Genomic DNA, 13228 nt, shown 5'->3' on the forward strand with positions numbered 1-13228 from the left:
GAACAGAAACGACGTAGGGGCGGGGTCTACCCGCCCTTTACTCCATACCGGTACATCCGATGGGGGCGAGTAGACCTCGCCCCTACATTAAGACAGGAGACCGAAGGTCTCACCCCATCCGGTCGGCCGCTTTGAGCGCCGCGCGGCCGATGCGCATGATGCGCAGGTCGCCCCACGGTGATCCCGTGCCGCTGTTGACCGTGAGCGCCACCGAGAGGTTGCGTTCGGGACAGGCCCAGCCGCCCGAGCCACCGAAGCCGAAGTGGCCGAAGGACCTGGGCGGGCGCCGCGCGAGCACGAAGGGCTGGTGGTAGCCGAGGCGCCAGTTCATGGGCACCGGGATCACGCGGTCCACGGTCTTGATGTGGCGGCGCGTGGCTTCCTGCAGGGTTTCTTCGGAGAGGATGCGCACGCCATCGATCTGGCCGCCACCGGCAAGGGCGGCGTACATCTTGGCAAGCGAGCGGGCCGTGAAGGCGCCGTTTACCGCCGGCATGGATGCGCGCAGCGACTCGGGGGTGTTGAGGCTCCGGGGATTGAAGCCCGGGGCCATCATGGCGTCGGCAAAGGAACGGGTGTCGTATTTGATACCCACCTTCTCGGCGAGCTTCATGCCCTTGCGCGCGCGAGCGATCATCTTCGCGCGGTCGTTCTTCTTGTTCTTGTTTTCGCCCGACTTCTTCGCACCGAAGGGATCGCCGCCCATGAGGAGCTCGGCCACGCGCGGGTGGTGCTCGTCGGGCACGCCGACAAAGAGGCCATCCAGCGAGAGCGGCACGGCCAGCTCGTCCTGCACGATCTGCGCGAAGGTGCGCCCGTCACCGGCCACGCGGCGAATGACCTCGCCCACGAGCCAGCCGTAGGTCATGGCGTGGTAAGTGCTCGCCTTCGTCGGCGCGCGCGGCGGGGTGCGCTGCGCCAGGCGGCGGGTCATCTCTTCCCAGTCGTTTAACTGATCGGCGTGGTCGATGAGGCTGCGCACGTCGTAGAGGTTGGCGGTGTGGGTCAGAAGATGCCGGACCGTGATCGCGTCCTTGCCGCCCTCGGCGAACTCCGGCCAGTGCTTTGCGACCGGATCGTCGTAACCGAGCAGTCCGCGGTCGACCATCATGTGCAGCAGCGTGGCGGTCACGCCCTTGGTCGTCGAGAACGAGATCGAGAGCGTGTCCTGCTCCCAGGGATTTCCCGCGCGGTCGCGCCGCCCGCCCCAGACGTCCACGACTTTTCGCCCCTTGTGGTAGACGCTCACGGCGGCTCCGCCGTGGGTCTGCTCGAGTTGCTCGGCCAGTACCTTGGCAACCTGGCCGTAGCCCTTCTCCACCGTTCCCTGCACTCGCTCCATGACACGCTCCTTTCGGATCGCTCGCCTTAGCTGAACATCCGTTCAGTTAAGTATGAGAGAGCGGGGCGCGGCGCGTCAAATACCGAATTCCGCGCTTGACGCCCCCCTGGAGGGGGAATAGCCTCGCTGAACACTTGTTCACTGACAGGTGAGAGGGGGAACTCCCATGAAGAATCTGTTCAACATCGAGGGGAAAGTGGCGCTCGTAACCGGCGGCTCGCGCGGGATCGGCGCCATGATCGCGCGCGGCTTTGTCGAAAACGGGGTGAAGACCTACATCAGCTCGCGCAAGGCCGAGGTCTGCGACGAAGTGGCTAAAGAACTCTCGGCGCACGGCCAGTGTATTTCCCTGCCGGCCGATCTTGCCACCATGGAGGGGGTCGAGTCCCTCGCCGCCGCGCTCGGCGAGAAGGAAAGCAGGCTCGACATTCTGGTCAACAACGCCGGCGCCAACTGGGGCGCGGGCATCGAGCAGTTCCCCGAGTCGGGCTGGGACAAGGTGATGGACCTCAACGTGAAGTCCCCCTTCTTCCTCACGCAGAAACTCCTGCCCGCCCTCAAGAAGGCCGGCACCCACGAGAGCCCCGCGCGCGTCATCAACATTGCCTCGGTCGACGGGATGCACGCCCCCTCGCTCGAGACCTACTCCTATTCCTCCAGCAAGGCAGCGCTCATCCTGCTGACCAAGACGCTTGCCAAGCGCCTGGCCCGCGACCACATCAACGTCAACGCGGTCGCGCCCGGCCCCTTCGAGAGCAAGATGATGGAAGCCACCCTGAACTCGGCGCGCGATGCAATCGTCAGCGCCGTGCCCCGAAAGCGCATCGGCGAGCCCGGCGACATGGCCGGCGTGGCGATCTATCTCTCGGCCCCGGCAAGCAGCTACGTCACCGGCGCAGTGATCCCGGTGGACGGGGGGATGGTGACGTGTCTGTAGCCATCTCCTGACTCGACTTTTCAAGGCATTGTCATTCTGAGGGACGCAAAGCGTCCCGAAGAATCGCGTCCACGCCGCCTCCACGCGATCCTTCGCTCTGCTCAGGATGACAGGATACGGGGAACTCAATTTCCCAGACTCTTTCGAATGGAGACCGACGGAAACCGCGCTTCGCTCCGGTCGGGATGACGGGTGAAGCCTGCATTCCACCCTCCCCCTGAAAGCGAAAGCGCGCTAGTCTCCCACCACTCATGAAGAGCGACCCCAAAGACACGCCCGGGCCGCTGGGGCTCTCGCGCTACCAGTGGCGCGTGCTCATTGCCGCTTGGCTGGGCTGGGGGCTCAACATCTTCTGCGCCCTGCTCTTCAACTACGTGGCGGCGCTGTGCCTGCCCGACCTGCTGGGGCTCTCCGAGTCCGACCCGGCCTTCAAGGGGACCATCGCCCAGTGGACGGGCTATCTCACGGCCGAGCTGCTGCTGGGATGGGCCATCGGCGGGATCATCTTCGGCAAACTTACCGACCGCATCGGGCGCACGCGCACGCTCGTCTTCACCATGATTACCTATTCGCTGGCGACCGGCGCGTGCGCGCTGGCGCCGAACATCTGGACCCTGGCGATTCTGCGCGCGGTGGCGAGCCTTGGCATCGGCGGCGAGTGGGCGGCGGGCGCCTCGCTCGTGGCCGAGACCGTGCCGGATGAAAAACGCGTGCTCAGTGGCTCGCTGCTCTACACAAGTTCGCCGCTGGGGCTGCTACTCGCCACCTGGGTCACCGACCTCGTGCTTTCGAAAATCGGTGCCACAGCGGGAGATCCCACGCTGGCCTGGCGCGTGGTATTCGCGACGGGGCTCGTTCCGATTCTCGCCGCCATCTGGGTGGCGCGCACGGTCAAGGAACCCACCGAGTGGAAGCCCGCCGAGCAGAGCGGCCTGGTGCGCGAGCTCTTCACCCCCGAGCTTCGCAAGACCAGCATCGGCGCCCTGGCCATGTCGGGCCTCTCCCTGGTGACGTGGTGGACCTACAGCGCGTTCATCCCGACCATCGCGCGCTTTCTGGCCGACGACGTCGTGCCGCTGCCGCCGCCCGGAGAGCTCGCCCAGCTCAAGGTCGCCTTCGCCACCCGCGCGAGCGCCCTGTTCAACTTCAGCGGCTTCGTCGGCACGCTGCTCACCATCCCGGCCGCCATCTACCTGGGGCGCCGCCTCATGTTCGTGAGCTACTTCGCCGTCTCCAGCGCGCTGCTCTGGTGCGCCTTTGCCCTGCCGCTTGATCCCCACACCCGCATCAGCGTGCTGGGGCTCTCCGGGCTCACGGTGTTCGGGATCTTCGGGGCCTTTCCGTTTTATCTGCCCGAGCTCTACCCCATGCGCCTTCGCGGCACTGGCGCGGGCTTTACCTACAACACCGGCCGCGTGCTCACGGCCGTGGGTCCCTTCGTCGTGGGCGAGATCGCCCGCGCCGGCGTCGACCCGGTTGCGGTCCTGCAGTGGGTGGCAATCGTGCCGGTTGTTTCGATCGGCTTCGTGCTGGGCGGATTCGTGCGCGAGACGCGCGGGCAGGACCTGGCGGCGCTGGAAGCGCTCGGCGAAAACATCAGCGTACAAAAGTGAAGGCTCTCGGCGGCCGGGGGGTAAAACCGAGAGCCTTCGTAACCAGCCGGAAGGTGCGTTAGGGTGCACCCGACCCGGACTGATCGAGGACGGTATTTCAGGCGGCGCGTTGCTCCTCGGATGGCGCCGCGTTTGCTCCCGCCATTGCGGGAGCGACCTGCGCGCTGGCCTCGAGTTCGACCACGTAGTCGACCCCGCGGCGCGCTTCGGCGATGATGCGGAAGCTGCCATGGCCGCCGCGTTCGAGTTCGAAGCTTCCTTCTTCTTCACCCTTGTCGGGCATGCGCACCTGCATGAGGCCGCGGCGCTGCACCGCTTCGCGAAGGGCGGCGACGATGGCCACCTTCCGCGCCAGGGACTCGTCGTCTTTCACAGGGGCCGAGCCGCGCGCCCGCATTCGCGAGGGCGCCTTGCGCATCTGCAGCAGAGGCAGGGCGACCCACAGGCCGATCAGGGAAATGGCAACGCCGGCAATCAGGATGGTCATCATTGCAGTTGTTCCTTCCATGTGCGTTTCCCTTTCCCTGCGCTCCATTCAGCGGAGCCCCTTGCGCGGCGCGACTTTGCGCTTTGCTTACAGTCTCAGGATACGAAGCAAATCGGAAAAATAGCGTGCGCGAAATCACGAAACGCTCGTTTTGAGCCGTAACAAGTGGGGAGAAATGTAAAGGGCTGTAACAAAGCGTGCGCTTTGTCACAAACATGGAGGTCAAAGCATCTGGCCGGACGGCCAGTCCATATTCAGCGGCGCTGCTCGCTCACGCGGAGGCCGGCAATACGTAGAGCAGAAGCCCCAGGAAGTGCGTGACGCTTCCGGCCAGCACGAACAGGTGCCAGATGGCGTGGTTGTAGGGCAGCCGGTCCCACACGTAGAAGATCACCCCGCCGCTGTAGAATGCGCCGCCGAGAAACAGCGCCACAATGCCCTCATGGGGAATCGAGGCAACCATGTCCTTGTAGGCCAGCACGCAGAGCCAGCCCATGGCCAGATAGGCTACCAGGGAGAGACGCTCGAACCGGTGGATGGCGAAGACTTTCAGCACAATGCCGGCAATCGCCACGCTCCAGACGGCGGCAAAGAGCCAGAGTCCGATGCTCTCTCGCAGAGACACCAGGAAGAAGGGGGTGTAGGTTCCCGCAATCAGCAGATAGATCGAAACGTGGTCGAGAATCTTGAACACGTGCTTGGCCCGCGGGTTCGGGATGGCGTGATAGAGCGTTGAGGACAGATAGAGCAGAAAGAGCGTCGTGCCGTAGATTGCAAAGCTGGTGATCCGCCAGGGATCGCCGTGTTCGGCCGCGCGCACGACGACCAGGATAAGGCCGGCAATGCTGAGGGCGGCACCAACGCCGTGGGTGATGGCGTGGGCGATTTCCTCGCCCAGCGTATAGGAGACCTCTTCGCGTGAGCCCACAAATCCTCCAGGAGCGAAGCGGACTTGTCGGCTTCGAACTGCGCTCCATTCATAGCTCAAATGTGTGGGGCAGTGGGCAAAAACTTCTCGTTCACGCCCGCGGGCACGCTCATGCCGAAACAGGCAGCACGTAGAGCAGAATCGCGAAGAAATGCGTGATGCTCCCCGCCAGCACGAACAGGTGCCAGATGGCGTGGTTGTAGGGCAGCCGGTCCCAGACATAGAAGATCACGCCGCCGCTGTAGAACACGCCGCCCAGAATGAGCAGCACGACGCCCATGTGAGGAAGCGAGTGGGCCAGGTCCCGGTAGGCGGCCATGCAGATCCAGCCCATGCCCAGATAAGCGACCAGTGAGAGCTTCTTGAAGCGGTGGATCGCAAACACCTTGAGCACGATGCCGACGATCGCGATGCTCCACACGGCGCCAAAGAGCACCCAGCCCACCGTGCCCCGCAGGGTCACCAGCAGAAACGGCGTGTAGGTCCCGGCGATGAGCAGGTAGATCGACACGTGGTCGAGCACCTTGAAGACGTGCTTGGCCTTCGGCGAGGGGATCGCGTGGTAGAGCGTCGATGACAGGTAGAGCAGGAAGAGCGTGGCGCCGTAGATGGCGAAACTCGTGATCCGCCAGGGATCGCCGTGGAGCGCCGCAAGGGCGACCATCAGGGTCAGGCCGGCCACGCTTAAAGCGGCGCCGACGCCGTGGGTGATGGCATGGGCGATTTCTTCGCCGAGGGTATAGGGGGCTTCGGGATGTGCGTCCGGGCGTGCGTGTACAGATGTGCTCACGATTCCTCCAAAAGGCGGACCGGTATTGCTGGCTCCGAACAGCAGTCTCTACGTACACGAATGTTAAATCGGATACAAGGCGCAGTGCGCAACAACGGGTCAGGCGGCCGATTCCTCGCCGTGCTCGCGGGGGCTCCAGACGCACACGCGGTTGCGACCGGTTTCCTTGGCCCGGTAGAGGGCCTTGTCGGCGCACTCGATGAGGTCGCTCTTGGTGGCGGCGTGGTCGGGGAAGCAGGCGATGCCCAGCGAGATGGTAATCGAGAGCTCAAGCTCTCCCTCGCGCAGCTTGGTGCGGGCCACGTTCTTGCGGATGCGCTCGCAGACGTCCTTGACCCGCGCAAGCCGCGTCTCGGGAAAGACGAAGACGAATTCCTCGCCGCCGTAGCGGGCGACCAGGTCCATGTCGCGGATGCTCTGGCGGTAGATGCGCGAGAGGTGGCGCAGCACCGCGTCGCCGACCGGATGGCCGTAGGTGTCATTGAACTTCTTGAAGTGGTCGATGTCGGTGAGCACCACGCTCAGCGGGCGCTCGGTGCGCTGGGCGCGGCGCAGCTCTTCATCGAGACGTTCCTGGAAGGTGCGGTGGTTGCACAGGCCGGTGAGCCCGTCGGTTGTTGCCAGCGATTCCATCCGCTCGAAGAGGCGCGCGTTGAGCAGCGCGGCCGTGGCCTGCCGCGAGAGCAGCTCCAGCAGGCGCAGCACGAACGAGCCCTGGCGGCTGCGCTTGCGGCTGGCCAGCACCAGGCAGCCCAGCACGCCCTCGGCCGATTCCGAGGCGAAGGGCAGCAGCAGCACCCACTCAAAGCGCGGGAGTTTTTCTTTTGCGTGAAAGAGCGCGCGCGAGCCGCCCGAGTTCTGTGAGAGCGGCAGCGCCTGCCCGGTCTCGAGCACCCAGCCCGTGCGCGAGCCGTTTAAATCCACGGCAGCGCCCATGAGCTTGTCGGCCCCCTGCCCCACCGCAGCGCGAATGGTGGGCGCGCCGGTTGGCCCGGCGGGCACGGTGACCACGGCGCCAAGGTCGAAGTCGGCGATGCGGCGCGCCGAATCCAGCAGCGCGCCGGCGATCTCCTCGGCGCGAAGCGATCCCGAGAGCGTCGTGGAGGAAACGTACAAAGATCCGAGCTGGCGCTTCACCATGAGCACACAGAGCAGGGTGCGGGCGTTGGCGAGGATTTCCGAGACCTGGGTGGCCGCCATGAAGAAGGCCTGCTGGTGCTCGGGCGAGATGGCGCCCTCGACCGGCAGGTCGGCGCAGAGCACGCCCGAGGCGTGCTCGACTCTGCCGCCCACGGCCTCTTCGCTGCCGGGCGCGGGCACGGGCACCGCGAGGAAGCTGCCCACGTCGCAGCGCTCTTCATAGTAGGGAAGCCGGTAGCGCACGCCGTCGAATTCGTTCATCACGACAGGCGCGCCGTTTTCGAGCACCCAGCCGATGAGCCCCTCGCCCGGCGCCAGCCGCGGGCGCGCGTCGAGCTCCAGTGAGCTGGCCGCCTCGCGCAATCTCAGTTGCCCGTTGGAGTCCAGGAGATAGAGCGCGCACGAGCGCGCCGAGACGATCTTTCCAAGCCGCTCGACAAGCGCGTAGAGGCTGCGCTCGATGTGGCGCGCCAGGTCGTCGAGGTCGCCCTCGATGGCGCTGGCAAGCTTCTGGGGCTCTTCGCCCTCGTCGCCGCCGCCGAGCACGCTCTCGGCGCGAAGCTCGGCCCGGTCGCTGCGAAGGTTGCGCACGACGTTCTCGAGCTTGCGGCGGCGCGCGCGCTCAAAGCCGATGAGCGCGCCAAGTCCCACCGAAAAGAAGCAGTAGAAAACGGCCAGGGAGAGAAGCTGCGTCAGTCCGTCCTCTGGAGCGCCGGCGCGCACGAAGGCCGCCACCGACCAGCCCGTGCAAACGAGCGCGCTGAGTGCCGCATGGGGGATGCGCTGCACCGAGGCCAGCAGCGCCAGCAGCAGGAACACCACGGGCGCAAGGGGCGAGGCCTCCATCCCGCCGGTGGCGGCCACGCCGCTGAGCACCAGGACCAATAGAGAAATCGCCGGCGCGGGCGAGAGGTGGTTCGATTCGGCAAAGACGCCGCGGGTCTCGAAGAACAGCAGCGCCGTGAGCGCCAGCAACGCGGGTCCCGCAACAAGGTGCATCCAGTTGTAGGCGGAAGGATCGGTCCAGAACGCGCTCAAGCTGAGTGCGTAGAAACCCAGCAACGTCGCGGCCAGCGCGAGCTGTCTGGCAAGAGGGCCGCGCCCTCCGGCATGCTGGTCACGCCCGGAAGGCGCGCCGGATTTTCGGGATTCACGCAAACAGGCGCCTTAGCGGAACCGATAAACCAGTTCGCCGGCCCTCACCAGCCCCAGTTCCTGACGAATGATCCGCTCGGTGGCCTGCGGGTCCTCGCGCAGCACCTTGATGCGACGCGCGAGCGCGTGGTTGTCAGCCGCCAGGGCCGCCACGCGCGCCTCGATCTCCGCATTCTGCACCGCGAGCGAACGCACCTGCACCGCGCTCTGCACAAAGTTGTAGAGCGAGAAGCCGAGCGCGAACGCCGCCGCGAGCGATGCCATGTATCTTCGCCAGGGCATGGGACTTATTTTGTACCAAGGATACGCGGAATTGTCAATGATTTTGGGGAGATAGGCGGCACTACCGCTTTCATTCGGGCGAAGGCCTGTCCAACCACGTGCGCCCCCACCGCGTCATCCCGACCGAAGCGCAGCGAAGCGGAGGGATCTCGCAACCTCGAACCAGCATTGGCCATTCAAAGGCCGGCACAGCTTCGAGGTTGTGAGATCCCTCGACTTCGCTCGGGATGACGGGTGTTCGGATTGCCTACGTGGACGTGGACGTGGACGTGGACGTGGACGTGGACGACAGCATCATCTCACATCACTGACCCGCATACGCAAATAACCTGTCATTCTGAGCGAAGCGAAGAATCGAATCCCAGCCGGCTCCAGCCGATTCTTCGCTTCGCTCAGAATGACAACTTCTCATTGGAGCCTGCGAACTGCTAACCCTACTTCGCCCGCGCCTCAATCCCCAGCTTCCTGAATCCCGCGCCGCGGATGATGTCGAGGATTTCGACGACGCGGCCGTGGCGGGCCAGCTCGTCGGCGCGCAGCGCCAGGGGGACGTCCTTGTCGGGGGTTTCGGCCAGGAAGGCCTGCAGTTCTTCGAGGCTGCGCTGCCGGCCCTTGATGAAGATCTCGCCGCTCGCGTTGAGTTCGATCTCGATCATGTCGGGGGCGGCGGCCTCGCGCTGCTGGGCGGATTTCGGAAGGCTGATCTCCACGCCCGAGCGGCTGGCGAAGCTGGTTGTCAGCATGAGGAAGATGAGGACGATGAAGAGAATGTCGATGAGCGAGGTCAGGTTGATCTCGCCCTCGAGGTCTTTGGCGCGCGCGCGTCCGAAGGCCATCAGCCTTGCGCCTCCGCGCACAACTGATCCATCACGCGGAAGGCCTCGATCTCGATCTCCAGGGCGACCGACTCGGCCTTGCCCTGAAAGTAGCGCGCGCTGATGATGCTGGGGATGGCCACGAGCAGGCCGAGCACCGTCGTATAGAGCGCCGTCGAGATGCCCGAGGCCAGTTGCTCGGGCGCGGCAATGCCCGCGCCGCCGGTGGCCTGCGCGAAGATCAGCACCATGCCGACCACCGTTCCGAGCAACCCGAGCATGGGCGAGATCGTCCCCACCGTGGCGAGCGCCGCGACGCCGCGCTCGAGAAAGACCGACTCGCGGCGGCCCACCTCCTCGATGCGCTCTTTCAGGGCCGCGCGCGGAAGGCCCGCGTGGGCGGTTGCCGCCAGCAGCACCCGCGAGAGCGGGGTGTCGGTCTTGCGGCAGAGCGTGCCGGCTTCCTCATAGGCCCCTCGGCCCAGAAGGTCGTCGAACTCGACAAGGAACTGTTCGGGAAAAATCTTCGTGCGGCGCAGCGCCAGCAGGCGCTCGAAAAAGAACGCCATCGCCACCGACGAACACAGCGCAATGGGCAGCAGCGCGCCGTAGAAGATCCAGTCCTGCGTGGTCCAGTCACCCATGGGGGAAGCTCCCGCAGCCCCGGCAAAGAGAGTGCCGGGGTGCCCGGAGAGTTATAGGGAGGGCGGGGGATGGGTGCAAGCGGGGGGCTTCGGCACTTTGATTCAGGCAATCCACCCGCCGTTCAGTCTACCTTGGCCATCGTGAGCGTGCTCGTGCTCGTGAACGTGCTCGATTCGTGCACCAGCACGTTCACGTCCACGTTCACGACTGCCCGGGCGCTCGGTTCGGCTGCGGCTGCGGCTGGCGGGATTCACGATGGATAGATCGGCAGAACAGGTGAACTGGACTCCCCCCACCCCGCGATTTACGCTCCACGGGTTCGTAAACGACGTCTACTTCGGAAAATGCGCGGGCCTGACGGGTTCGTGCGGGAGCGAGAGCCATGACAGACCGGGGCTACAAGCGCCGCAAGATGTTCATCGACACACGCGAGCAGGTGACCTTTGCCATCCGCTCGACCGCCCATGTGGGGATTTTCCTGCTGGCCGCGTGCATTCTGATCTACGGCCCCGGCGAGGGCGGCCGGCTCTCGGGCATCCAGCGGATCACCAACGAATTCCTCTACAACATCTCGGATCGGCTGTGGTTTCTCATCCCGGCCTTCGCGCTGGTGTGGATGATTTCGGTCATCGGCAGCCACCGCGTGGTGGGCCCGGTCTTCGGCTTCAAGAACGCGCTGCGCTCGGTCGTCGGCGGCGACCTGACTACGCGGCTCACCCCGCGCGCGGGTGACCACTTTGCAGAGCTGGCCGCGCTCATCAACCACGTCATCGATGTCGAGCACGACAACGTCCAGGCGCTTGCCGAGGCCCGGGGCAAACTCAACGAGGCCCTCGGCGAGAGCGGCGAGGTAAAAGACGCCGCCGCCGCCCGCGAAGCCGCCGCCGAGCTCGGCGAAATCCTAGGGCGCTACAAGCTGTAGGGGGCTTTGCCCCTCCCCTGGCAGGATGCGGGCTGAAAAGTCTTGACACCTCAAGCTCTGTCCCGCATCATGGCCCCATCATGAAGTTCGCATTCGCACAACTTCGTCTCTTCTCGGCTCGCTGGAGCTGGTGGCGCCCCCGCGCCTAATTTACTTTTTCCAAAACAATTGGCGTTTTGTATAAACCCTGCGTCGCAAGAGCGGCGCGGCGCGCAGCGGCAGAGCCGTGCCTCCGGCCGTGCGCGAGCCCCCGGCGGACCCGCATTGGAGAGCGGCGCCGGACCCGAAGAAGAGAAAGACCATGTATACCCCGACCCTTGAAGAATTCCGTGAACTGGCCAAGCAGGGGAACCTCGTCCCCGTGCGCCGCTCCTTTGTCGCCGATCTGGAGACTCCGGTCTCCGCGCTGCGCAAACTCTCCGCGGGCGAAGAGGCCTGCTACCTCCTGGAGAGCGTCGAGGGCGGCGAGCGCTGGGGCCGGTATTCCTTCCTGGGCGTGGGCTGCCACAGCCTCATTCGCGCCAGGGACGGACGCGTCGAGATCACAAAGAAGGGCAAGACCGAATCGCGCATCAACAACGGCAATGCGCTCGAAGAGCTCAAGAAGCACCTGGCCGAGGTAAAGCCCGTCGCTGTCGAAGGGCTTCCGCGCTTTGCCGGCGGCGCCGTGGGCTATCTCTCGTATGATGTGGCCCGCTATTTCGAGCGCCTGCCCCACACCAACGAGGACGTGCTCGGCACCGATGACTACATCTTCGGCACGACCGACGTGCTGGTGGTCTTCGACAATGTCACGCATGAGGCCCAGATCCTGGCCAACGTGGACCTGCGCGATCACCCCTCGGTCGAGCGGGCCTACACCGCCGCTCTGGATCGCATCGATGAGATGGTCGGCCGCTTGCGCGCGAGCATCGACTACCCGCCCGTGGGCGTGAAGCCCGATCACCCACTGGAGGTCACTTCGAACTTCACGCAGGAAGAGTTCGAGCAGGTGGTCGAGAAAGCCAAGGAGTATGTGCGCTCGGGCGACATCATCCAGGCCGTGCTCTCCCAGCGCTTTGCCACCGCCGAGAAGGTCGATCCCATCGACCTCTACCGCGCCCTGCGGATGCTCAATCCCTCGCCCTATCTGTTCTACCTCAAATTCGGCGAGACCCAGCTCATCGGCAGCTCGCCCGAAGTGATGGTGCGGCTCGAGGGCGACGACATCACGCTGCGCCCCATCGCGGGCACCCGCCCGCGCGGGGCAACGCTGCAGGCCGACCTCGAGTTTGAGGAAGACCTGCTGGCCGATCCCAAGGAGCGTGCCGAGCACGTGATGCTCGTCGACCTGGGACGAAACGATGTCGGGCGCGTGGCCCGCGTGGGCACCGTGCACGTCGACGAGTTGATGATCATCGAGCGCTACTCCCACGTCATGCACATCGTCTCGAACGTGAAGGGGCGGCTTCGCGAGGGGCGCGACGCCTTCGACCTGATTGCCGCCACCTTCCCGGCCGGGACGCTCTCGGGAGCGCCGAAGATCCGCGCCATGGAGATCATCGAGGAATTCGAGACCTCCCGGCGCGGCCCCTACGGCGGCGCGGTGGGCTACATCGGCTACGACGGCAACATGGACCTGGCGATCACGATCCGCACCTTCCTGCTGCACGAGGGAATGCTCAGCTTCCAGGCGGGCGCGGGCATCGTCGCCGATTCAGACCCCACCAAGGAATACGAAGAAACCTGCAACAAGGCCGCGGCGCTGCGCCGCGCGCTCGAGCTCGCCCGCGGCGGGCTCGATTGAAAGCGCTCGCCCGCGGCGGGCTCGACTGAGCCCCGCGCGCAAGTGAGGATACCGACATGCTATTGATGATCGACAACTACGATTCGTTCACGTTCAACCTCGTCCAGTACTTCGCGGAGCTGGGCGCGAAGATAAAAACCGTGCGCAACGACGCCATCTCCGTCGCGGGCATCGAAGACCTGGCACCCGAGGCGCTGATCGTCTCGCCCGGACCCTGCACGCCCACCGAGGCGGGCATCTCCGTCGAAGCGATCCGGCACTTCGCCGGAAAACTCCCGATTCTGGGCGTGTGCCTTGGCCACCAGAGCATGGGGCAGGCATTCGGCGGCAAGATCGTTCGCGCCGACCGGCTGATGCACGGCAAGACGAGCCCCATCAGCCACGAC

Annotated in this window: 14 protein-coding genes; 6 read left to right on the top strand and 8 right to left on the bottom strand. The window is 65.2% G+C overall.

Annotated features, from left to right (window positions below; all coding sequences use genetic code 11):
* Positions 1 to 109 precede the first annotated feature (109 nt).
* Entirely contained in the window at positions 110 to 1342 is a 1233-nt protein-coding gene (locus KDH09_16820; protein MCB0221362.1) for a beta-lactamase family protein, read from the bottom strand.
* A 166-nt stretch (positions 1343 to 1508) separates the two neighbouring features.
* Between KDH09_16820 and KDH09_16825 the strand changes: the two genes are divergently transcribed.
* Together KDH09_16825 and KDH09_16830 are read left to right on the top strand one after the other, a co-directional pair.
* Positions 1509 to 2279: an SDR family oxidoreductase gene (locus tag KDH09_16825; GenBank protein ID MCB0221363.1), complete on the top strand. Its 771-nt coding sequence runs from the start codon at positions 1509 to 1511 to the stop codon at positions 2277 to 2279.
* Positions 2280 to 2530: 251 nt separating this feature from the next.
* Positions 2531 to 3892, top strand: a complete 1362-nt coding sequence (locus KDH09_16830) for an MFS transporter (GenBank protein MCB0221364.1) — start codon at positions 2531 to 2533, stop codon at positions 3890 to 3892.
* Positions 3893 to 3989: 97 nt separating this feature from the next.
* Here KDH09_16830 and KDH09_16835 read toward each other — a convergent pair whose 3' ends face one another.
* From KDH09_16835 to KDH09_16865, 7 genes are all read right to left on the bottom strand, one after another.
* On the bottom strand, positions 3990 to 4400 hold the full coding sequence (locus KDH09_16835) for a hypothetical protein (GenBank protein ID MCB0221365.1): 411 nt from the start codon (positions 4398 to 4400) through the stop codon (positions 3990 to 3992).
* A gap of 250 nt (positions 4401 to 4650) precedes the next feature.
* A complete protein-coding gene (locus KDH09_16840) occupies positions 4651 to 5529 on the bottom strand; it encodes a hemolysin III family protein (protein ID MCB0221366.1) in 879 nt (292 codons plus the stop codon).
* Entirely contained in the window at positions 5417 to 6097 is a 681-nt protein-coding gene (locus KDH09_16845; GenBank protein ID MCB0221367.1) for a hemolysin III family protein, read from the bottom strand. The genes KDH09_16840 and KDH09_16845 overlap by 113 nt, the downstream gene beginning before the upstream one ends.
* 99 nt (positions 6098 to 6196) lie before the next feature.
* Positions 6197 to 8395: a diguanylate cyclase gene (locus KDH09_16850; GenBank protein ID MCB0221368.1), complete on the bottom strand. Its 2199-nt coding sequence runs from the start codon at positions 8393 to 8395 to the stop codon at positions 6197 to 6199.
* Positions 8396 to 8404: 9 nt separating this feature from the next.
* Positions 8405 to 8656, bottom strand: coding sequence for a septum formation initiator family protein (locus KDH09_16855; GenBank protein ID MCB0221369.1), 252 nt, complete (start codon positions 8654 to 8656; stop codon positions 8405 to 8407).
* 452 nt (positions 8657 to 9108) lie between these two features.
* Positions 9109 to 9510: a biopolymer transporter ExbD gene (locus tag KDH09_16860; GenBank protein MCB0221370.1), complete on the bottom strand. Its 402-nt coding sequence runs from the start codon at positions 9508 to 9510 to the stop codon at positions 9109 to 9111.
* A complete protein-coding gene (locus KDH09_16865) occupies positions 9510 to 10133 on the bottom strand; it encodes a MotA/TolQ/ExbB proton channel family protein (GenBank protein ID MCB0221371.1) in 624 nt (207 codons plus the stop codon). Before KDH09_16865 ends, KDH09_16860 begins: the two co-directional genes overlap by 1 nt.
* Positions 10134 to 10202: 69 nt before the next feature.
* Here KDH09_16865 and KDH09_16870 point away from each other — a divergent pair, with 69 nt between their 5' ends.
* The 4 genes from KDH09_16870 to KDH09_16885 all read left to right on the top strand — a co-directional run.
* Complete coding sequence (locus KDH09_16870; protein ID MCB0221372.1) at positions 10203 to 10397, top strand: hypothetical protein; 195 nt, start codon at positions 10203 to 10205, stop codon at positions 10395 to 10397.
* Between the two features lie 119 nt (positions 10398 to 10516).
* The gene (locus KDH09_16875) at positions 10517 to 11056 is read left to right on the top strand and encodes a hypothetical protein (GenBank protein ID MCB0221373.1); all 540 of its coding nucleotides are present in this window, start codon (positions 10517 to 10519) and stop codon (positions 11054 to 11056) included.
* Positions 11057 to 11357: 301 nt separating this feature from the next.
* Positions 11358 to 12842, top strand: a complete 1485-nt coding sequence (gene trpE, locus KDH09_16880) for an anthranilate synthase component I (protein MCB0221374.1) — start codon at positions 11358 to 11360, stop codon at positions 12840 to 12842.
* Between the two features lie 56 nt (positions 12843 to 12898).
* Positions 12899 to 13228 (top strand): gamma-glutamyl-gamma-aminobutyrate hydrolase family protein (locus KDH09_16885; protein MCB0221375.1); only part of this gene is annotated, 330 nt, incomplete at its 3' end.

The sequence above is a fragment of the Chrysiogenia bacterium genome, assembly GCA_020434085.1.
GTDB lineage: Bacteria > JAGRBM01 > JAGRBM01 > JAGRBM01 > JAGRBM01 > JAGRBM01.